Origin of the sequence: Runella zeae DSM 19591, assembly GCF_000423565.1 — a bacterium.
Taxonomy (GTDB): domain Bacteria; phylum Bacteroidota; class Bacteroidia; order Cytophagales; family Spirosomataceae; genus Runella; species Runella zeae.
Genome location: NZ_AUIF01000035.1, coordinates 1 through 23,530 on the forward strand (window position 1 = coordinate 1; position 23,530 = coordinate 23,530).

Genomic DNA, 23,530 nt, shown 5'->3' on the forward strand with positions numbered 1-23,530 from the left:
TTGTCTTTTTTGAGTTGGTAATTGACGCCCGATTGTGAGCCGCTGAGGGTGATTTCTACTCCTGTCCCGCCTTGACACAAACTACCTCCGCCGCTGACGGTGTAGGCCGTGGGAATTTCTACCGTTGATTGATATTCATAAGCCCCCATATCAATGACTCCTACTTTGCGTGAATTTTTTTCTAAGTCAACGGTAGTGCTATTGGCGGCGTCTTCTCCCGCATTGACAGCCGGGGAGCATTTTTGTAAGCGGAAATTACCATTGGCAGCATCTACAAACAGAGGGTCTGCATTGATATTACCAGTGCCAGTGTAGGCAACTTGTATAAGAGAGTAAGTAGCGGTGGTAGTACCCCCTTGATTATTATAAATGATGCTATTATCCGAAGAAGTATTTCCCCAAACGATGCAATTTTTTAAAATGGTATTTGATTTTAAACGATTATTTCCCACTGCTCCGCCATACAATCCCGCTTTATTTCCCCAAAAAACACAATTAATAAAGGTAGGAGCACTTGGATTGTCAGCAACATCAATTTCACATCTACTACCCCCTCCAAAATAACCTACCTCATTTACAATAAACAAACAATGTGTATAAGTGGTAGTAGATGAAAAATCCAGCACTCCACCACCACTTTGTCCCACGTAATTGTTACGAAAAATACAGTTTGAAACAGTAGGAGAACTATATTCATTGCGCATACCTCCTCCTCCCGTACCATTAAAGGTGCTTGTGTTGTAGGCGTCACTGATCGTAAAACCATCGAGGATAGCTGTGCTATTAACGTTACTGTTAAAAATAATTCGGTTGCTATTGTCAGTCCGGTCGCCAACGGTACCGATGTCACCGCTTAGGATGCTTACATTGGTGCTCCAGTTGCGGTCATCGAAGGTGGGATTGCCCGTATTGGGAAAGCCGCCATAAATAGCAACCCCGTTTTTAAGAGAAAAACTGATGCCTCGGTCAGTGCCGGCGGTGGGTTTGTAAGTGCCCGCCGCTACCCATATTTGGGTACCAGTCGACGCATTGGTAATGGCAGTTTGTAAGCTTGTATAGGCATCTGTCCAAGAAGTACCATTGTTGGCACCGCTTGCGTTTTGCTTTACATAGATAATGCTCACCGGAGGGTAGGCATAGCTTTGAAAACAAAAGGCAATAAATCCTAACAGCAAAGTCAATTTTTTAAAATGATTTTTGGAAGAAGAGTAGAGTTTTTCATGCGTGTACAGAGAGTGGTAAGGTTTGATATTTGAAATGAGTGGGGATAAAAGCCATCGAAGCATCATTGTAATCATAAATTCGATCGATTCGTTTTTCAGGATTGAAATGACACCAAAGGCTGATGGTTTGTTCTAAAATTTGACCTGAAAGGAAGGTGATTTTCCGGGTAAACATAGCAAGTACATATACTCCCCCTAAGTCGCCAAAGGGCAGAGGTTCGGGGGTGTTGAGTGGTACAAAATGAAAATTGGTGAGCTGTATAGATTTAATATGGGCTTGGGGGCGTTGGTTTTTCCAATGAAATAATAGTTGTTTTTTGCCAGTGACTTTGGTCTGGGTTTGGCGATAAGGGAAAGTGTATTCAACATTAGGAGCTAACATTTCGCCCCATGCTTCAATGTCAAAATCGGCTTGATAGGAAAGAGCTTTTTGGGTAAGGGCGACATAGTCGGAAAAGGTATCAGAATCAACATGATGATGATTTTGTTCGGTAGGGTTGCACGAAGATACTCCTATCCAATAGGCGATAACCGATAGACAATACTGAAACATAAGCCGCCTCATTTGATGCTTTTTGAATCCTAATGATAAGCACAAATCTAGGGGGCAGAAGACCGAAAAGCCTTTGCTTATTGCGTCAAAAACTTAGAAATTTTGCTTAAAAACTTAGAAATTTTAAGAAAATAGGTAGAAAGTAGTGTGAAAATGTACTAAATCGGAAGATTCAACCCCAATTTTTCGAGCAAAGCCTGAAAGCGGGCATCGGAGTGTAGAAATTTAAAAAGCGGCGATACTTTCAGATAAATAGGGACCATTCCCTCTTCTACGCCTTTCTCTAAATACTTCAGACAATTGTCTTTGTCGCCAAGACCTGCGTAAATGACTGCAAGTTCAACATAATTTTTGGCTACCGGCGAAACGGTTTTGAGATGCTTCTTTACGATGTCCGTATTGCCAAGTTTGGCTTGACAATAAAGCAGGTTGTACTTAACTGATTTTACATTAGGGCTGATGGAATCACATTTTATAAATTCTTTTAAAGCACTTCTGTAATCAGATAAATTGATGTAATAATAGGCCTTTACAAAATAATAAGGATAAAAACCGTCGAGGGTTAGTTGGTAGTTGTCTAGCACTTGTTTGGCCTCTTTCATTTTACCTGCGTGTGAAAAATTGCCCGCATGACCCACAATAATGACAGGATAAAGTGGGTCAAGCGAAAGAGCTTTTGTACTGTACTCAATGGCTTCTTCCATTTTGCCTAAAGAGCGTAATGTAATGCTGTACCAATACAGGATTTGGGCGTCGTTAGGGCTGTATTTGAGTGCAATTTGGTAGGTAGTAACAGCTTGTTCCCATTTATTTTGTTGACGATAGCCATTGGCGAGGGTAGCATAGGCTAAGGCATTTTGGCCGTCGAGTCGAATTGCCGTTAGTGCATTTTGCTCGGACAATTTAAGCCCTTTTTTGAAATCTATAAAATCATCGCTGCTGAGTATGAAATAAGCAGAAGCCTTATGAGCGTACGCATCGGCAAAGGCGGGATCTAACTCAATCGCCTTGTCGAAGCGCTGAATACTTGCTTCTAGTTTTTCTTTGACCCTACTCAACATCAGCTGCTTACCTTGTAAAAATTCCCGATAGGCTTCTTCATTTTGGGTAGGGATACGATTCAGGTTTTTGGTTTGCGTATCGCTCAATTGCTGGTGCAATTCGAGCGTGATTTTTTTTGCAACCTCATTCATTGAACTTAGAGATTCTTGCAGATTACTCTCAAACGTTTTTGCCCAAAGCGATCTATTTTCTGATGCTTTGATAAGTTCAATGTTGATTCTAAATCGTTGGCCTTGTTTCTGTACCGACCCCACCACAATATAATTGACTGCTAGTTCGGTGGCAATCTGAGGAATGCTTTTGGCCGAAGTTCGAAACAGAGAAGAAGAGGTCTTAGAAATCACTTTGAGGTTTTCTAAAGACGCTAATGAAGCGTGCATTTGTCCCATGAGCCCTTCGGCCAATAAAACCTGACTCGTATCTTGTTGCGAAACTTTGAAAGGTAAAATGGCAATAGAAGGTTCGGCAGAGGTAGCATCTAGTGTTTTCCAAAAATAAAAAATACCTGCGATGATGACCAAACTGAGAATGCCTAATACCCCATAAAGTTTCATTTTACTACGACGAGGTACTTCTGTCGGAGAGGGTATAGGTGGCAAGTTAGGATCTGAAACATCCGTGCTAGCTTCGGCCTCTTGGCTAGAAAGGGTCTTGCGGTATTCGGAGGGACTAATGCCAAACTCTTGGGTAAAATATTTAGTGAAAGTTTGGGGGCTATCCACCCCAATTTTCTCAGAAATTTCTACTATTCTGAGGTCTGTGAGTCTTAATAATTCCTGCGCTTTTTGCAGGCGTCGCTGACGAATATAGATAGAAATAGAGGTATTTGCTTCTTCTTTCAGGGTTCTATTTAACTGCGAACGACTTAGACCAATTTCTTGACAGAGATAATCAATTGAAAAATGTGGATCTTCGAGATATTGGTCAATAAGGGTATCAAGCGTATTAAGATACTTTTTTGAGGTATTCTCCATAGGGCTTTTCTTCACGCATCGAGTAACTGCACCACAAATATCTCAAAAGTACGGAGATTCACCAACCTTAGAATTTCCTTTGTTTTTTCAAAACTTACCCAAGCGATAGCGCACCGACATGAGCAGCCCTGCCGAACGTAAGCGTATTTTGCCAAAACCTACATCGGCCATGGGAGTTTTGAGATAAGGCTCGGCTTGGAGGGTAAAATGCTTGCCTATCTGCCGCTCAAAACCAACTGAAATATTGAGTACGCCCAGCCAATAATTGCCTGTAGTGCCGTTCCATTTATACCATTTGATGTTGGTAGCACCAGGAGCATAATTGTAATCATACTTCTCGTTGAGCATCATATAGCTCGATAAACCCGACGACACAAACCACCGACTTTTGGTACCCTGCATAAAATCGTACCGAAGATTGAGGGGGATATCAAGTACTTTGCAATTGGCGTCAACGCTTGTTGGACGTACTTTTTGGCTGTTCCAATTGGATGGCCATTGATATTGCTTGCCAGTGGCTCCATAGAGCTTGACCGAGCGCATGGCTCCTACCTGGATACTGAGCCGCTTGTTGAAGCGATATTCGACCATTGCACCTACTACCGTGCCAGGATTGGTAAATTGATTGAAATCAATAAAACTAAAATCAGGGGCTAAGACTACTTTGGCGCTTAGTCCACGCTTAAATAAAGGGGTGGCTTCTTGCGGTAAAGACTTAACAGGACTAGAAGGAGCCTGATAGGAGATAGTCACCGGGGCGGTTTGGGAGGGAAGCCATTGCCAAGGTTTGGATTCTAGAGGTTCTATTTGTAAAGAAGAGGTTGTTGTCAAATTTGAGCCTCCTTCTACTGCTTCCAAAAGGGTAGGAGTGGATGGGGTTGAATCCTTCTCTTTGTTATTCAAAATAATTTTATCTTCAAAAAGAGGTTCCGAAGAAGATAAAGAAGTTTTACGGTTCTTCCTTTCATTAGATTTTTCTTGAATATTTGACGAAGGAAGTTGATTTCTATTAAAAGCCACTTCCTGAAGGCGATTCTTTAAAAGACGCTCCGATGGCGAAATCCGTTTTTTAACAATCTCACGCTTGGTAGTGGTTGGTTTTATAAAATTTGAAGAATTAGAAAGACGATTTTTTTGAGAACTCTCTTCTAAAATAGTTCTCGGATTGTTTTGTGGGGTTTGTGCAATATCAGCGGTGATTTCAGAAGTGCTAGTGGTTTTTTCTTCTCTATTAGCTTTAGGGGAAATGGTGGAGAGCGTTGAGGAGGTATTTTTTTCCTTAATACTTTTATCAACTGTTGAAGTTTTAGCTCCACTATTGGAGGAAGGATGCGCTGTGGAGGGGAGATTGGGGCGATTTACATTTTTGACAAAAGACCAGTTGGATAGATACCCACCTACCACAATGGATGCAAAAAACAATAACGCCAGTATCCAAGGCCACACGAGTGGTCGTTTGACAATATTTTCGGTATTGTCTAATTTTGTTCGCATGGCATCCCATGCTTGTGGCTCAAAGTTGGGTTCAAACTCCTCAGCAGACTTTCTGAAGAGTTTGTCCAGTTCGTCATCTGGTAACTCTTGCGTACTCATCTCTTCCTTTTTTTTGTAACATTGCTCTTAAATTTTCGCGAGCACGTGCCAAATTGGATTTGGATGTGCCCTCACTAATGCCCAATTTTTGGGCAATTTCTTCGTGTGAATAACCGTCAATGACGTATAAATTGAAAACCAACCGATAAGCTGGTGTTAGTTGCTGAATGAGTTCAATGAGATCTTCTTGTAGAAGGTTTTGATAACCGCTAGTAGCCTCAGAACTAGCCACGGTGTTTTCGACGACACTAAGATCTTCTTGATGTTGGTATTTTACATTCTGACGATAGTGGTCGAGAGCAGTGTTGATCATCACACGCCGAAGCCATATTTTAAAAGAGCGCTCGGCATCGTACATCTCTACTTTTTGGAAAATCTTTAAGAATCCATCATTGACTACTTCTAGTGCTTCTTCTCGGTTAGGAACATAACGCATACACACCCCCATGGCATACCCATAAAACTGCTTATAGAGCAATTCCTGACATTTGCGGTCTTTTTTTAGACAGCCTTCGAGTAGTTCCGGTAAGGTTTTCAACGCACGTGAAAATAACATTCGGCTATCAAGTACGGGAGTTTGTTGTGGGAGGTTGCGTCAAATTCTGAGAAAATATAACTTTTTTTTACCAATCCTCAAAAATGAAGGATGCCCCTATTTGGGGTATCTACGATTAGAAGTTTCGTTTAACTAGCTTTGATTAGTCGTAACCAACTATTTACTCTCACTTAATTAGTGTATGAAAAAATCAATATTTCTAGCAGCCGTTCTATTAGCTATGGTTTCTACCTTACAGGCACAGCCCCGATGGTCGGCTCAACAAGCCAACGATTGGTATAAAAAACAAGGCTGGATTAGAGGGTGCAACTTTCAACCAAGTACTGCTATCAATCAATTGGAGATGTTTCAGGCGGCTACTTTCGACCCTCAGACCATCGACCGCGAGCTAGGCTGGGCTGAAGGGCTAGGTATGAATGCCATGCGCGTATATCTACATCACGTAGCGTGGACGTCTGACCAAGCGGGTTTTAAAAAACGCTTAGACCAATACCTCCAAATTGCTAATAAACACGGTATCAAAACCATTTTGGTCTTCTTTGATGATTGTTGGAACGACGAATACCACGCCGGAAAGCAACCTGCGCCCAAACCAGGCATTCACAATAGCGGATGGGTACGCGACCCCGGTACCATGCTCCTAAATCACCCCGATAGCCTTGGGATGCTTGAGCGCTATGTAAAAGATGTAATGACTAATTTCAAAAATGATAATAGAATTTTGTTGTGGGATCTTTACAACGAACCTGGTAATAGTCAGTATTTTAACAAAAGTTTACCTCTGGTGAAAGCTGTTTTTAGCTGGGCCAAAGCCGTCAATCCTTCGCAGCCGCTTAGTGTAGGTGTATGGAGCTGGGGGGAGAAGTTTGATGAATTGAATAAGTTTCAGCTCGAAAATTCGGATGTTATTACCTATCATCATTATGGCTACATCGACAAGCACCAAGAGTTGATTCAAGAATATCGCAAATACAATCGCCCTTTGATATGTACCGAATACATGGCGCGCCGCAATGGAAGCTTGTTTCAGACGATTATGCCTATGCTCAAACAAGAAAACGTAGGTGCTATCAATTGGGGATTTGTCGCGGGCAAAACCAACACCATTTTTGCGTGGAGTTCGCCCGTACCTGATGGCAAAGAGCCTGAGCTGTGGTTTCATGATATTTATCGCAAAGATGGAACCCCTTTTAGCGAAAATGAAGTCAAAACGATCAAGTCGTTGACAGGAAAGAAATAAATAGCTAAACTTTCGTAAGTGTGAAGACTATCATGAAAAAAACACTTTCTTCTATTTTTTTTGGCATAGCCACGGTTTTGGGAATGGGTATTGTTCAAGCCCAAAATCTACGTCCGCCGGCGTACCCGCTTATCACTCACGACCCTTACTTTAGTATCTGGACCAATACCGACAAGCTTACCGACAGCCCCACGCGGCACTGGACAGGCAGGACACAGTCACTAGAAGGTATAGTGAGGGTGGACGGAAAAGTCTATCAGTTTTTAGGAGCGGTTCCGACGGCTTATGAGGCTCTCTTGCCAACCGGAGAAACAAAACCCTACTCGGCGCTCTATACCCTCGTCAAACCAGAAGCTGGCTGGGAACAACCCGACTACAAACCGCAAAATTGGAAATCAGGCTCAGGGCCTTTTGGGGATATTCCGGTGGCTCGTACCCCTTTTACCAACGCTCGCACAGATAAGGACGGGATTTTTATTCGTCGTGAGTTTAATTATGACGGAAAAATCGACCCTTCTAAGCTGCTTTTAGTAGTAAGTCATGACGACGATGTAGTGATTTATCTCAACGGCACAAAAATACTCAGCAAGACTTGTTGTGCGGGTGAGTATATTCATCTTCCTCTTTCGTCAGAAGGCCAAAAAGCCCTTCGCAAAGGCCGCAATGTATTGGCGGTGCATTGCATCAGCCAAGTAGGAGAGTCTTTGATTGATGTGGGTTTGGTAAGCCCTATTCCTCCATCCAACATCACTACGGCACTTCAGCAGAGCGTGGAGGTCACGGCCACGCAGACTACCTATGATTTTACGGCGGGGCCTGTGGCGTTGAAAGTGAATTTCTTATCGCCTTTGTTGCTCGACGATCTCGAAATCGTGGCACGTCCCGTAAGTTATGTGACCTTTGAGGCGCGCTCCACCGACGGAAAATCCCACGCCGTGCAAGTATATTTTGGCGAAGCAGGAACCGTAGCTGCTAATACTCCTGGACAAGAGGTAGAAACCAAAGTAGAAAAGCAAGGAGGGCTGAGTTTGGCATCAGTCGGAACAAAAGTTCAATCAATACTTGCTAAAAAAGGCGACAATGTACGCATTGACTGGGGCTATGCTTATTTGGCCGTTCCTGAATCGGCCACTAGACAAATGGCCGCAGGCACACCTGAAAGCTTGAAGAAAGTATTTTTTGCCAAAGGAGAATTACCCCAGAATGCTCAAAATTCGACAAGTTTGGCGGGAGAAGTGGCTATTGCGACGGCTCTTAATTTAGGCAACGTGGCATCAACCGCCGTGGCGCGTCATGTGTTGCTAGGCTATGATGATGTATATTCAGTGCAATATTTTGGTCAAAACTTACGCGGATGGTGGCGCCGCGACCCCAACATGACCATGCTCAAAACCCTCCAAATAGCCGAAACGGATTATGTACGTATTCGAGAAAAAAGTAGTCGTTTTGACAAAGAACTCTACGCCGAAGCCCAAAAAGTGGGAGGAAAAGCTTATGCCGATTTGTGTCAGTTAGCTTATCGACAGGCCATTGCCGCTCATAAAATAGTCCAAGGCCCCAAAGGAGAGGTATTTTTCTTTTCAAAAGAAAACTTCTCCAATGGCTCCATCGGTACGGTAGATGTGACATATCCATCAGCCCCTATGTTTTTGATGTACAACAACGAACTGGCGAAAGGGCTATTAAGGTTTATTTTTGATTATAGCGAATCGGGACGGTGGAAAAAAGACTTCCCTGCCCATGATGTTGGAACCTACCCACTAGCCAATGGCCAAACTTACGGGGAAGATATGCCCGTAGAGGAAGCCGGAAATATGGTGATTTTGACCGCAGCTGCCGTCAAAATGGACGGAAAGCCTGATTTTGCACGGGAACATTGGCCGATGCTGACCAAATGGGTTGGATTTTTGAAAAGAGACGGTTTTGACCCGGGCAATCAACTCTGTACCGACGATTTTGCGGGACACTTGGCGCGCAACACCAACTTATCGGCCAAGGCTATCATGGGCATTGCGTGTTATGGGCAAATGGCGGCTCAACTAGGCCACCAACAAGTAGCCGACGAACACCTCAAGCTGGCCCGTGAACTGGCCCAAAAGTGGGCTGCAATGGCTGCCGAGGGGGATCATTATGCGCTTACTTTCGACAAACCTACAGGAAGCTGGAGTCAGAAATACAATATCGTTTGGGATCAATTGCTCGACTTGAATGTGTTTCCTAAAGAAATCATCAAAAAAGAAATGGCTTTTTATTTGAAGACCCAAAGACCTTATGGCTTGCCGCTCGACAACCGCAAAACCTACACTAAATCAGATTGGATCATATGGACAGCTACTATGGCCGACTCAGAGCAGGATTTTAGGGCGTTGGTAGAGCCGATTTGGAAATTTGCCAACGAAACACCTAGCCGAGTGCCCTTGTCGGATTGGCACGAAACTACCAATGCCCGACAAGTAGGTTTTCAGGCGCGTTCGGTAGTAGGAGGGTATTTTATTAAAATGCTAGCGGAACGTTTGAAAAAATAATCATCATATCTTTCAAATCTCAGTTGAACTATGTCGCAACTAATTTTAATTATTACATGGCTGGTGATAGACCCCTTCTCTTACATGGTGAGAGGAGAAGGAGCCTCTCCCGCTTCTTACCTCAATGAAGTAAAAGAAGAACTAAAAAAAGAATGGCCCAAAAATCGTACGATCAATTTGGTATTTCATGGGCATTCGGTGCCAGCCGGATATTTTAAGACTCCCGTAGTCAATACCCTAGAGGCTTATCCTTACCAAGTTCTTAAACAATTGAAAGCCGAATACCCTCATGCGGTCGTAAATATTATTAATACTTCTATTGGTGGAGAGGATTCTAAAAAGGGAGCAGCTAGGTTTGAAACAGAAGTGTTGGTGCATCGACCAGATGTTCTCTTTATTGATTATGCCCTCAACGACCGACGCATTGGACTGGCAGAAGCCGAAAAATCTTGGCGAGAAATGATTGGAAAAGCTTTACAAAAATCCGTTAAAATTATTTTACTTACCCCTTCTCCCGACCAACGGGTCAATTTGGAAGATTCTAAGAATGAGCTTGAAGCTCATAGCCTTCAGATTAGACGACTTGCCGAGGAATTTGGAGTTGGATTAGTGGATAGTTATGCTGTTTTTTTGGAAAAACATAAAACGGGCGAAAAAATTTCAACGTATATGTCACAAGTGAATCATCCCAATGAAAAAGGGCATCAACTTATCGCTAATGAAATTATGAAGTATTTGCGTTAGGTTTGATCAAAAGAGGATTGAAAGATAGTGATAAGGTAAAAAGGGAGAAAACTTTTCAAGTTTCTCCCTTTTTTATTGGAGTTTTTTGTTGTTAAATGTCTGATTTTTAGGTATTTGATTTTGTTTGCGAAAGCTTGTTTGCAATAGGTGTAATAGAAGGAGGTAGATATATTAAATAATATTAAAATATCAAAAAGTGCAAAAAAATAACCATTTTGAGTAAAAGCATTCCTTTGCTTGTGGGTTAGATTTGTAAAATATAAACTTGGTATATTTATATAATCAAGCATGACTTCTTCTTTATCCACATTTAGTTACTTCTATGATAAACACTTATTGCATCGGTTTGGGCCGCAGACAAGAAAGCAGGTTAGTACAGGATAATTCCAAGTTTCTTTTTTGTGAAAATTAGATTCGAGAATAAGTAGTTCATAATGACATAACTATATAATAATTTCATTTTGTTTCTATTTAGGCTCTTCTTTATTCTGGTTTTAAACAGTGTAAACGGACGTATCACTAAAATACCTTTAACCTTTAATCAACTCATTCTATGAAACAAATTCGACTGTTTATGATTTGTATGTTACTAGCCTTGAAAGGGTTTGCACAAGGCGTGCAAGTTCAGGGGAAAGTAACCTCTGCAAATGGTGCCGCTGTTCCAGGGGCAACTATCCTCGAACAAGGAACTACCAATGGTGCTACTACCAATGCCGACGGTGTTTACCGAATTACTACTACCAAAGCCAATGCCTCTTTGGTATATTCGTATGTGGGCCTCATTAGTCAGACCATCAGTGTTCAAGGGCGTACTGTAATTGATGTGACGCTAGAAGAAGATTTGAAAGCTTTACAAGAAGTAGTCGTAGTAGGATATGGCTCGCAACGTAAACAAGACATTACGTCGGCGGTATCGGTGATAAATATGAAAGACATTGGTGAGCAACCCGCCAACAACATGAATCAACTCATCCAAGGACGAGCCGCAGGGGTAGTAGTCAAACAGAAAAGCGGTACACCTGGCGGAGCCTTTGAGGTACGTGTACGGGGGATAGGTTCATTGGGCGCAGGTAGTGATCCTTTGTATGTAATCGACGGGTTTGCGGTAGGTACCACCGTTGGTCAAAACCTCAACCCTAATGATATTGAGAGTATTTCTATTTTGAAAGATGCGGCTTCTACGGCTATCTATGGAGCACGGGGCTCTAATGGGGTAGTGCTTATTACCACCAAAAATGCTAAGGAAGGCAAAGTTGGAGTCAACTTATCGGTAGATTATGGTATTCAAAATGTGCCTTCTTCACGCCGCGTAAAAATGCTAAATGGCGTAGAGTTTGCTCAATTCAAAAAAGAGGTATTTGAGGATGGTATACGCTACTTCCAAAATAGAGAACCGACACTAGAGGAAGTACCCATTGGTTTTCGCTATCCTGAGCAAACCAAATACTCGACCGACTGGTTTGCCGAAATCATGAACAACAATGCCGCTTATACCGATGTAAACCTCACTATTTCGTCAGGTAAGGGGCCGTTGCGATCGCTTTTGTCAGTAGGTTATTTTAAAGAAGAAGGTTCTATCATCAAAACTGACTACGACCGTATATCTATTCGTAGCAATTTGGGCGGACAAGTCAATAAGTTTTTGAATGTAGGTCTTAACATCAATGGTAGCTATACCAAACAAAACCTTGCCAATACCGACGGTCGTAGTGCCTTGGTGGGAGGGGCTCTCTTAATGGATCCTCGTGAGCCTGTTTACAATCCTGACGGAACGCTCCGCCCTTACATTGGAGGATTAGATGGGGTTTTTGGTTTTCCAAATCCAGTGTATGTACTAAATAATGTGCTTCGTAGAAGAAACATCGCCGACATCCTTACCAATGGTTTTGTGGAAATCTCTTTCCTTAAAAATTTGAAGTTTAGATCTTCGGTCAATGCAAAACTGAATTATAATAGTTACAAGGACTATGTTCCTTCTACGATTGGGTTGTCGGTGGCGTCTGGTACGGCAGGTGCGCCTCCCCGTATTGCTACTTCTCAGGAGATTGTGGAGCAACTCCAAAACTATTCTTTTGATCAATTGCTCACCTATACGCCACAGATTGGAGCTCAGCATAGCCTTGATATGTTGGCTGGTTTTACTTCCCAAAAAGAAATCCTTAGAGGAGTATCTGGTAGTGCCAATACTTTCCCCGACGACTTGGTGCCGTACTTGGGCGCAGGGTCTATCAGAGCCTCAAACTCTTACGAAAATGGCTGGACTTTGTTGGCCTATTTAGCACGGGTCAACTATGCTTTCAAAGACAAATACTTGTTGTCGGCGTCGTATCGTCGTGAAGGAAGTTCGAGATTTGGTACGCAAAACAAATACGGAGATTTCCCAGCGGCCTCAGTAGGTTGGAGAGTAACAGAAGAGTCTTTTATGCCCAAGATGCCTTGGCTGACCGATTTGAAACTCCGTGCAAGTTGGGGGGTAACGGGTAACAACAACATCGGTAACTATCCAAGTTTGGCATTTGTAGGAGCCAACAATTATATACTTGGAAATGCTTTTGCTCCGGGTAAAGTGATTAGCTCTTTTGCCAACTCGGCGCTTAAATGGGAAAAATCAAACCAATTAGACATCGGTATCGACTTGGCTACTTTCAACAACAAATTGGTATTTACGTTTGAGTATTATAACAAACTCACCAACGATATGTTGTTGCCAGTGTCGATTCCAGCAGTATCAGGCTTTACCACGAGCTTAGACAATATCGGTAAAGTAAGAAACCGTGGGGTTGAAATTGGGGTAGATTACAAAACCAATATCGGGGCGGTCAATTTCAGAACCAACGGAAACTTGACTATTAATCGTAGTAAAATTCTGGCTATCAAAGGCGTCAACGATGCCTTATGGTATGGAAGTTTCTATGGTGGCTACAATGTACAAAAAGTGGGTCGCCCTATTGGGATGATTTATGGGTACAAGAAAATGGGTATTTTCAATACCCAAGCCGAAATCGATGCATGGCCTAAGCAAGATGGGGTGATTCCGGGCGGTATGAAGTTTGCGGATACCAACGGTGATGGTGTGGTCACTTACGATACCCAAGACATGGTGGAAATCGGAAACCCAAATCCAGCTTTTACGTGGGCATGGACGGGTGCGGCCGATTATCGCAGCTTCGACTTAAATATCTTATTTGTAGGAGCGCATGATTTTGATATCTACCGTAATATCGAAGCTTCTACGATGAACATGGACGGGGTATTCAACGTCCTCGACAAAGCCAAGGACCGCTGGAGATCACCTTCCAATCCAGGTTCTGACCCTAACGCTAAAAATTCTCAAGGTGGAACAAACTACTTCAAATGGTCACGCGAGAGTAGCGAAAGATATGTATATGACGGTAGCTACATATGGCTCAAAAGTGTAACTCTAGGATATACGTTGCCTAAATTTAAGTCGGTGTTGAGTGATGCACGCATATTTGTGACGGCCAACAATCTCTTCTTATTCACCAAATATCCGGGTAACAACCCCGATGCAGGGGTAAGAGGCGGTACTGAGCTCAACAACGACGATGAGTCTTATCCAGTACCAAGAACGTTTGCGGTAGGTGCTAAGTTTAACTTCTAATTTTTTGACAGAAATGAAAAAAATAACAGGCTTTTATATATTACTACTTTGTCTGGTGCAGTTTTCGTGCAAAGACGATTTTTTGACCACCACCGACCCTACGCGTCTTGGTACGGATGTGTTTTACAAAACCCAAGCACAGTTTGAGCAAGCGCTCAATGGAGTCTATGGTCAGCTTCAAGGCATCACCAACACGGCTTATCTAGGGCAAGAGTTTATGTCTGACAATACTACGCTTGATTTTAACCCACTCGACCGTGGGGGCGCGGCTGGTTGGGAAGCGTTTGAGTTTTCGACCGTAAACCCAGGCAATGGTGAAGTGAGTGCTCTTTGGAACAACCACTATTCGGCCTTATATAATATCAACTACACCCTCGAAAAACTAGAACCTTCCACCATCAATGACGCAGCTAAGAAAGAGATTGAAGGACAGTTGAAATTTATTCGGGCTTTTCATTTCTTCAATTTGGTACGGTATTTTGGTGATGTGGTTTTAACCACCAAAACCCTCTCTACTCCCAACGAAGCTTTTGATTTGGTACGCTCACCTCAGGCCGATGTTTACAAGCAAATTGAGGCAGATTTGAAAGATGCAAGTACTTTACTCCCTGCTACTTATCCCACTGCTGGAAGAGGCCGTGTAACAAAAGGTGCTGCGTTGAGCTTGCTTGGTAAAGTATATTTGACCTTGAAAAGGTATCCTGAAGCAGTGACTACCCTAAAACAAGTACTTCCGTTGGGGTATTCATTGAATGCCAACTACAAAGATAATTTTGACCCCGCCAAGAAAAATGGCCCTGAGTCGGTGTTTGAAGTACAGTACCAAGGAGGTAATGACTTGGGAGAGCAGAGCAATTTTGTGTATGTATTTGCTCCGCGTTTGTCGCAAGGGGCTGTAACGGGTTTTGCCAATACAGCGCCTAGTGGCCGTAATATTCCTACCAACGACATGATTGCTGCGTATGAGGCAGGTGACTTGCGCAAAGATATTTCGTTGCAAACAGGCTATACCCTCAATGGTACCTTTGTGGCCATTCCTTTTATTAACAAATACCGTTATCCTCATACTATTTCGGGGCGTTCGGACAACAATTGGCCCGTGCTGCGTTATTCGGATGTATTGTTGATGTTGGCCGAATCAATCAACGAAGCTACGGGGCCTGATGCCGAGGCATTGGGCTATCTCAACCAAGTACGCAAACGTGCGGGCTTGGCCGAATTGAGCGGTCTTACCAAAGATACTTTCCGCACGGCGGTAATGAAAGAAAGGCGCGTAGAGTTAGCTTTCGAAAATCACCGTTGGTTTGATTTGCAGCGCACCAAAACGCCTGCCGAATTGGCGGCCTTTATGAATGCATATGCGGCCAAAGAAAAAGCCTCTCCTACGGTATCAAGAGGGGGAATAGCCTTTAATGCTCTCGACTATGTATATAGCGATTTTGAGTACTTTTTGCCGATTCCTGCCCCTCAAATTCTGATTAATAGCAAACTGACCCAGAATCCGGGCTATTAGGAGAATTGAATAGAAGAATTGGTTAGATTTTATTGGCTAACTGTCTTTATAAATAGTACTTATAAAAGCACCTATCGTATTATGCCAGAGCTATCTCGTCATTATCGATAGGTGCTTTCTAAACTAATTTTTCCCACTCCTTTAACTACATTTTTAAAATCGTGCAAGAAACCACAGAAACCTTCTGGCTTTGGCAATTATTAGGGCGATTGCACCCGCTAATCGTCCACTTTCCTATCGGACTCCTTTGTGTTGCGTTGTTGTTAGAAATCGTGGATTGGCGGCGCAAGTCCACCGAACTTAGAGCAGGTATCAAGGCATTGGTATGGATTGGAGCAGGTAGCTCCGTACTTGCTGCTGTTTTGGGCTTGATTTTGGCCAATCAAGAAGAATATGGCGGAGATACGGTAGTGGTTCACCAATGGTCTGGAATTGCTACGATGGCTTTGGCGGGGGGAGCAGTGTGGGCTTTGCGTACAGAGCGCCAATCACTTTTTAGGAGTTTATTGTTTATGACCGTAGGCGGAGTGACGGTGGCAGGCCACTACGGGGCTTTGCTAACCCACGGCGAAGATTATATCAGTGGCGTTTTACCTTTCAATAAATCTTCCGAAGCTGAGCCTTCGGGCGGTACAAATTTTACGTTTGCTAGTACCAACCAACCCCTTACAGAAAAGCAAATTGAAGATTTGAATATCGAAGTACGGTCTATTTTTGCTCACAATTGTTATAGTTGTCATAGCGCTACCAAAACCAAAGGAGAGCTTCGGCTCGACCAAAAAGACCTCATTTTCAAAGGCGGAGAGCACGGCCCTATCATCGTGGCGGGCAATCCTGACAAAAGCGAATTGATTCGGCGCATTACTTTGCCTGTAGGTCATAAAGAAGCAATGCCCACCAAAGGCAAGCGACTTTCCGAAAAAGAAGTGGCTATTTTAGAATATTGGATTAAACAGGGCGCTCCTTGGCCCAGTGGAGCAGAAAAAAGCATTTATCGGGTGGCGGCATTGGAGCCTCGTATGCCAGAACTACCTGCTGCTACTGCCGAACTTACGCAGCCTATCGATCGTCTTACGAATGCGTATTTTCAGAAAAATAAAATCACTTGGAAAAAGCTAGTCGATGACCGTACCTACATTCGTCGGGTGTACTTGGATGTGATAGGACTCCTGCCTAAACCCGAAGAAATTCAGGCTTTTGAAGCCGACAATCGCCCCGACAAACGGGAGATTTTGGTGAGAAGTTTGCTCAATCGCAACGAAGATTATGCTCAGCATTGGCTTACTTTTTGGAATGATGCCCTCCGCAATGACTATTCCGGTACGGGCTACATCACCAAAGGGCGTTATGATATTACCAAATGGCTTTACACTTCTCTCAAAACCAACAAGCCTTATAATCTTTTTGTAAAAGAACTCATCAGTCCCACCAAAGAATCAGAAGGGTTTATCAAGGGAATCAAATGGCGTGGTACCATCAACGCTAGCCAGCGTACTGAGATGCAAGCGGCCCAAAATGTGGCGCAGGTATTTTTGGGCCTTAATCTTAAATGTGCTTCTTGTCATGATAGTTTTATCAGCGACTGGAAATTGGAAGATGCCTATGCTTTCGCTAATATTTTTGCCGACACTACCCTCGAAATTCACCGTTGCGACAAACCTACGGGCAAGCTGGCGGGGCGTAGAGTGCTTTTCAAGGAGCTAGGCGAAATCAAAGAAACCCCCGTTACGGAAGAGCGTTTGAAAGAGTTAGCGGAGTTTTTAGTACAACCCAAAGACGGGCGTCTGTATCGTACTTTGGTCAATCGAGTATGGGCGCAGCTAATGGGGCGTGGTATCGTAGAGCCGGTAGATATGATGGACAACGAACCTTGGAGCCAAGATTTGCTTGATTGGTTGGCGTCGGATTTTGCGGCCAATGGCTATGATATCAAAAAGCTGATGTATGTAATTTTGACTTCTAAGACCTATCAATTGCCCTCGATTGGTGTCAAAGACGCCGCTTTGCTTACTTCCTCAAACTTTGTTTTTGAAGGGATGGTAAGACGACGCCTTACGGCAGAGCAGTTTGCGGATGCGGTCAGTGTGGCCTTCAATCCTGTATATGGTGATTCGGCCTTGGAATTCAAAAGATTACCCGAAAATATCCAAAAAGAAGTACCTTTTTCAAGAGCATCATTGGTCAAAAACGACCCCTTCTTGACGGCCTTGGGGCGTCCTAACCGAGAGACGGTTACGACGAGTCGAAATTCTCAAGCTAATCTTCTTCAAGCCCTTGAACTTACCAACGGAACCAAGTTTAATGAGGCAATCAAAAAAGGTGCGAAAATATGGCAAGCCAAATATCCTTCTTCTGAACTGCTGGTGAAGGAGCTTTATAAAAAATCGTTGGGACGAGAGCCTTTGCCGAAGGAGTTGAATGTAGCTCAGAAAATGGTAGGACCTAAACCTACCGTAGAAGGTATCGAAGATTTGGTTTGGGCTATATCAATTCACCCAGAATTTCAGTTAATATATTGATAATAAAGCGATTTTGATAATGAAAAATAGATGGAATAGAAGAGAGTTTCTCCAGAAAACAAGCGCGGCTACTTTGGCCGCAATGGCGGCGAGTGCCCCTATCCCTAGCTTGCTTTCGGGCTGTACTAAAAAAATAGGTCAAACCAACGGTACCGCCGACACGGTCATTTTGCTTTGGATGGCGGGTGGTATGGCACATACCGAGACCTTTGACCCCAAAAGATATACGCCTTTCGAAACAGGAATGGAAGGCAATCGCGTATTGAGTACTTTCAAATCTGTACCGACGGTTTTAGACGGAATTCATTTTTCGGAAGGACTAGAGTCGATTGGTAAAGTAATGGACAAAGGAACGCTCATTCGCTCTTATGTAGCTGCCGACTTGGGGCATATCTTGCACTCTCGGCACCAATACCATTGGCATACCTGCTACGAACCGCCCCAAACGGTCGCAGCTCCACACATTGGGGCGTGGATTGCCAAAGAACTAGGTCCTAAAAATCCCGTGATTCCGGCTTTTATTGACATTGGGCAGCGGTTTACCGTAGGCGAGGCCGAAGAGCTGAAAGCATTTCATACGGCAGGTTTTTTGGGAAATGAATATGGACCTTTCTTCATTCCTGACCCCAGTCAAGGATTGGAAAGTGTGCGCCCGCCGGTAGGAATGGATGCCAAACGTTTTGAACGCCGCAACCAGCTATACAACGAACTTATCAGCAACGGCCCCATGGGTGAGTTTGGGAGCGATTACCAAAAAGAATCCCTCAAACGCTCGATGGAGCAAGCCTATATGTTGCTCAATTCACCCGAAGCTAAGGCTTTTAACCTCACTACTGAGCCAAAAGAAAGCTACGATATTTATAATACAGGACGCTTTGGGTTGGGGTGTCTGTTGGCCAAAAGGTTGACCCAACAAGGCGCACGTTTCATCAGTGTAACCACCGAATATGAACCATTTTTTGGTTGGGATACCCACGAAAACGGTCACACGCGCTTGGAAGGCATGAAAAAAATGATTGATGGGCCAGTGGCACAGTTGATTAAAGACTTAGACCAATCGGGTCACCTCGACCGCACGCTTATTATCTTAGCGAGTGAGTTTAGCCGCGATATGATGGTCGAAGGCCGACCCGACGCCAAGGTACAAGAGCAGGTAAATCAGCCCGAGATTTTGTCGGATATGAAATTTTATGGAATGCACCGCCACTTTACCGACGGCTGCTCTATCTTGATGTTTGGAGGGGGAATCAAACGGGGATTTGTGTATGGCAAAACCGCCGATGAGCGCCCATGTAAGACTATCGAAAATCCCGTAAAAATCGACGGAATTCACCAAACTATTTATCACGCATTAGGGATTGCACCTGATACACAGTATGAAATCGAAAAGCGACCTTTTTATACTACCCCCGATGGTAAGGGAAAAGCCGTAATGGATTTGTTGGCTTAGAATATAGCCAACAGCAGTGACATACCGCAATTCAAAGATGCTTTAGCACTTAATAATGTAATGACGAAAAATGCTTTTTATATATCGGTAATGGTCGTGGCACTTATCGGGTATTTGCAATCTTGCGGAAGTAGCTCAAGCACTTCTCAAGAAGAAATACCTGATAAAGTAAGTTACAATTTTGACATCCGTCCTATCCTTTCGGATAAGTGCTTGGCGTGTCATGGACCTGATGCCAACAAAAGAGAAGCGGGACTTCGGCTCGACGACCCCGAAAGTGCCTTCAAAGCACTGAAAGATAATCCCTCGGCGCACGCTATCATCGCGGGAGAGCCACAGCGGTCGGAGGTATTTTTGAGGATTTCGACCAAGGATACCAATAAGCTCATGCCGCCGCCTTCCTCTAATCTTAAACTTTCAGCCAGAGAGATAGGGCTGATTGAGAAGTGGATTAAACAAGGTGCCAAATATGAAAAGCATTGGGCCTTTGTGGCTCCTCAAAAACCAGCAGTGCCTGAAGTAAAAAATGAGGATTGGCCTAAAAATGAAATAGACTTTTTTGTTTTACAAAAACAAGAACAAAAAGGCTTTAGTCCCAACGAAGAAGCAGACAAAGAGCGACTACTCAAACGAGTAAGTCTCGACCTCGTAGGCTTGCCTCCTACGCTCAAAATGATGGATAGTTTTTTGGCCGATAAAAGCCCCAATGCTTACGAAAAAGTAGTGGACGAACTCCTCAAAAATCCAGCTTATGGTGAAAAAATGGCGGTTTATTGGCTTGATTTGGCACGTTATGCCGATTCGCATGGGTACCAAGATGATGGCTATCGTACACAGTGGCCGTGGCGTGATTGGGTGATACATGCCCTCAACAAAAACATGCCTTACGATAAGTTTGTGACATGGCAGTTGGCGGGAGATTTACTACCCAACCGCGATAAAAGCCCTACTTACAAAGAACAACTTTTGGCAACAGGCTTTAATCGAAACCATAAGATTACGGAAGAAGGCGGTGTGATACCCGAAGAGTATCGCATCAGCTACGTGACCGACCGCAACGATTTGTTTGGCAAGGCTTTTCTGGGGGTAACTCTCGAATGTGCTCATTGCCACGACCATAAGTATGACCCTTTTTCTCAAAAGGAATATTATCAACTCTTTGCATTTTTCAATAGCGTCAATGAAGTGGGGATTGAGTCGGTGATTGGGGGGCCTGAAACCTACGCCAAAAAACCGCTCATGGAAATCAGTAATGAGGATGTAAAAAATATCTTGACCTTTATCAACAAACCTGATACCAACCGCCTCATTGTGTCGGTAATGACCGACCTTGATACCATGCGCAAAACGCACATCTTGCGCAGAGGAGTATATGATGCGCCTGGTGAAGAAGTACAGCCCAATACTCCTTCCTTTATTTTGCCTTTTGATAAAAAATACCCCAAAAACCGCCTTGGATTGGCTAAGTGGCTTTTTGACCGCAAAAATCCTCTTACGGCACGGGTATTTGTCAACCAAATGTGGCAAGAGTTTTTTGGGAAAGGCATTGTCAAGACATCGGGCGATTTTGGGATGCAAGGAGAGCTTCCTTCCCACCCAGAGCTATTAGATTGGTTGGCGGTCGATTTTATGGAGCATGGCTGGAATCTTAAGCGATTAGTAAAACAGTTTGTAATGTCGGCTACGTATCGGCAGTCGGCAGTAGTAACACCCGAAAAACTCGCCACTGACCCCGACAATATTTACCTAGCACGGGCGCCGCGCTATCATATCAATGCGGAGTTTGTAAGAGATCTAGTGCTCTCAAGTAGTGGATTGCTGGTGCCCACTATTGGGGGGCCAAGCGTCAAACCTTATCAGCCACCGGGGCTTTGGGAAGGAGCTACTTCGGGTCGTGGGCTGCTCTCTATGTATGTGCAAGACCACGGTGCAAGCCTGTATCGTAGGGGAATGTATACGCTCATTAAGCGCACGGTGCCGCCGCCTTCTATGAGTATTTTTGATGCAAGCAATCGTGATTTGTGTGAAGTAAAACGCCTCAAAACCAATACGCCTTTACAAGCTTTAGTGATGTTAAATGACCCCACGGTGCTAGAAGCTTCACGGGTATTAGCGGCAAAATTGCTGCAAGAAAACAGTGGCGTTTCCGACAAAATTCAGAAAGCATTTCGCTTAGTGGTATGTCGCAAGCCTACTGATAAGGAGATGACTATTTTGAGTAATTTTTATGAAAAAGAACTCAAAAAACTCAATAAAACAAGTGCAGAAAAATTACTAGCAGTGGGGGAGTATCCTGTTCCTACCCAAATAGACAAAGTGTCGTTGGCGGCTTTGATGAAAGTGGTCAATACCATTTACAATCTAGAAGAAACTATTACAAAAACATAGAAGTACGGGCTTTATTGGAATCCTCGGGAGTTTAGGAGAAAGCGTTTGAAAAAGAGGTAGTTATCGCAATTTTTGATACCAATGGAAAAAGAAATATTAGAACATGGACTGAGTTTTAACCGTCGTCGGTTTTTATCGACGATGAGCCTGGGCTTAGGAAGCGTAGCATTGGGGTCGTTGATGATTCCCAATCTGCTCAATGGAGGCGATATGGACGAAGCCGGTTTTACGCCGGGTATCCCTCACTTTGCCCCCAAAGCCAAACGAGTCATTTATTTGTTTCAGAATGGAGCCCCTTCGCAGATGGAACTCTTTGATTATAAGCCCAAATTGCGCGAAATGATGGGGCAGGAAATCCCACCTTCTGTACGTGGCAACCAACGCCTCACGGGAATGACCGCCAATCAAGCTTCATTTCCTTTGGCGGGGTCATTTGTGGATTTCAAACAATACGGACAGGCGGGGGCTTGGGTGAGCGATTTGATGCCTTATACTGCCAAAATCGTGGATGACCTCTGTATCATCAAATCAATGTACACCGAGGCTATCAATCACGACCCTGCTCTTACCTTTTTACAAACAGGTTCGCAGCAAGGCAACCGCCCCAGTATGGGGGCGTGGCTTAGCTATGGTTTGGGTAATGAAAACAAAAACTTGCCTGATTTTACGGTGCTTCTATCGCGCGGAATCGGCAATGGGCAGGGGGTATATTCCAAACTTTGGTCCAATGGCTTTTTGGATTCTATTCATCAAGGAGTACAATTTAGCAAGGGAGAAGACCCTGTGCTGTATATACGAGACCCTGAGGGGATGAACCGTAAAGAGCGCCGTGAGATGTTGGATAATTTAGCCGAACTCAACCAGCTTTCGTATGAGCAGTTTGGCGACCCTGAGATTGCGGCTAAAATCAAACAGTACGAAATGGCCTATCGGATGCAGACTGCCGTGCCTGAAGTGATGGATTTGTCGAAAGAATCGGACGATATCGTAAAGCTTTATGGCCCTGATTGTTTGGTGCCGGGTACTTATGCGGCCAATTGCCTTTTGGCGCGTAAACTTTCCGAAAACGGAGTAAGATTTGTGCAATTATACCATCAAGGGTGGGATCAGCACGGCAACTTGCCTTTTGAGATACAAAGCCAAGCCAAAGACGTAGATCAAGCCTCCGCAGCATTGGTGACTGATTTGAAACAACGTGGACTTTTGGACGAAACATTGGTGATTTGGGGGGGAGAATTTGGTCGTACAAGTTATAGCCAAGGCAAACTTACTAAAGATAACTACGGTCGCGACCACCACCCGCGTTGCTTTACGATTTGGATGGCGGGCGGCGGCATCAAGCCGGGGCTAGTCTATGGCGATACCGACGAAGTGGGGTACAACATAGCCCGTAATCCTGTGCATGTGCATGATTTTCAGGCGACTGTGCTACACCTACTGGGGCTTAATCACGAAAAACTTATTTTCAAACATCTTGGTCGCCGTTATCGTCTTACAGATGTGTCGGGCAAGGTGGTGAGAGATATTATGAGTTAATCTTTTTTGTAACATAGGGAACAAAACCTAAA

Annotated in this window: 14 protein-coding genes; 9 read left to right on the forward strand and 5 right to left on the reverse strand. The window is 43.9% G+C overall.

Translation table 11 applies throughout. The features are described 5' to 3' along the window. The 5 genes from G563_RS0110050 to G563_RS0110070 all read right to left on the reverse strand — a co-directional run. A partial coding sequence (locus G563_RS0110050) for a choice-of-anchor Q domain-containing protein (protein WP_028665205.1) occupies positions 1 to 1,181 on the reverse strand: 1,181 nt, incomplete at its 3' end. Positions 1,182 to 1,218: 37 nt separating this feature from the next. Then, on the reverse strand, positions 1,219 to 1,776 hold the full coding sequence (locus G563_RS0110055; protein ID WP_037326410.1) for a nuclear transport factor 2-like protein: 558 nt from the start codon (positions 1,774 to 1,776) through the stop codon (positions 1,219 to 1,221). Between the two features lie 158 nt (positions 1,777 to 1,934). After that, a complete protein-coding gene (locus tag G563_RS0110060) occupies positions 1,935 to 3,812 on the reverse strand; it encodes a helix-turn-helix domain-containing protein (RefSeq protein ID WP_028665207.1) in 1,878 nt (625 codons plus the stop codon). An 87-nt stretch (positions 3,813 to 3,899) separates the two neighbouring features. Further along, a complete protein-coding gene (locus tag G563_RS0110065; protein ID WP_028665208.1) occupies positions 3,900 to 5,405 on the reverse strand; it encodes a porin family protein in 1,506 nt (501 codons plus the stop codon). After that, the gene (locus G563_RS0110070; RefSeq protein WP_028665209.1) at positions 5,380 to 5,961 is read right to left on the reverse strand and encodes an RNA polymerase sigma factor; all 582 of its coding nucleotides are present in this window, start codon (positions 5,959 to 5,961) and stop codon (positions 5,380 to 5,382) included. Before G563_RS0110070 ends, G563_RS0110065 begins: the two co-directional genes overlap by 26 nt. A gap of 181 nt (positions 5,962 to 6,142) precedes the next feature. Between G563_RS0110070 and G563_RS0110075 the strand changes: the two genes are divergently transcribed. The 9 genes from G563_RS0110075 (at position 6,143) to G563_RS0110120 (ending at position 23,498) form a co-directional block, all read left to right on the forward strand. After that, entirely contained in the window at positions 6,143 to 7,201 is a 1,059-nt protein-coding gene (locus tag G563_RS0110075) for a cellulase family glycosylhydrolase (protein ID WP_028665210.1), read from the forward strand. 32 nt (positions 7,202 to 7,233) lie between these two features. After that, positions 7,234 to 9,726 carry a glutaminase family protein gene (locus tag G563_RS0110080; protein WP_211235264.1) on the forward strand — a complete coding sequence of 831 codons (2,493 nt, stop codon included), beginning with the start codon at positions 7,234 to 7,236 and terminating at the stop codon, positions 9,724 to 9,726. A 30-nt stretch (positions 9,727 to 9,756) separates the two neighbouring features. After that, complete coding sequence (locus G563_RS0110085) at positions 9,757 to 10,470, forward strand: SGNH/GDSL hydrolase family protein (protein ID WP_028665212.1); 714 nt, start codon at positions 9,757 to 9,759, stop codon at positions 10,468 to 10,470. 553 nt (positions 10,471 to 11,023) lie between these two features. Then, positions 11,024 to 14,092, forward strand: coding sequence for a SusC/RagA family TonB-linked outer membrane protein (locus G563_RS0110095; RefSeq protein ID WP_028665214.1), 3,069 nt, complete (start codon positions 11,024 to 11,026; stop codon positions 14,090 to 14,092). A gap of 13 nt (positions 14,093 to 14,105) precedes the next feature. Then, positions 14,106 to 15,605, forward strand: a complete 1,500-nt coding sequence (locus G563_RS0110100) for a RagB/SusD family nutrient uptake outer membrane protein (RefSeq protein ID WP_028665215.1) — start codon at positions 14,106 to 14,108, stop codon at positions 15,603 to 15,605. 161 nt (positions 15,606 to 15,766) lie between these two features. Further along, positions 15,767 to 18,124, forward strand: a complete 2,358-nt coding sequence (locus tag G563_RS0110105) for a DUF1549 domain-containing protein (RefSeq protein WP_028665216.1) — start codon at positions 15,767 to 15,769, stop codon at positions 18,122 to 18,124. A gap of 19 nt (positions 18,125 to 18,143) precedes the next feature. Next, complete coding sequence (locus G563_RS0110110; RefSeq protein WP_028665217.1) at positions 18,144 to 19,574, forward strand: DUF1501 domain-containing protein; 1,431 nt, start codon at positions 18,144 to 18,146, stop codon at positions 19,572 to 19,574. 60 nt (positions 19,575 to 19,634) lie between these two features. Continuing rightward, positions 19,635 to 21,962 (forward strand): PSD1 and planctomycete cytochrome C domain-containing protein, encoded by a 2,328-nt coding sequence (locus tag G563_RS0110115; RefSeq protein WP_028665218.1) that lies wholly within the window; start codon positions 19,635 to 19,637, stop codon positions 21,960 to 21,962. 81 nt (positions 21,963 to 22,043) lie between these two features. Next, a complete protein-coding gene (locus G563_RS0110120; protein ID WP_028665219.1) occupies positions 22,044 to 23,498 on the forward strand; it encodes a DUF1501 domain-containing protein in 1,455 nt (484 codons plus the stop codon). Positions 23,499 to 23,530: the final 32 nt, after the last annotated feature.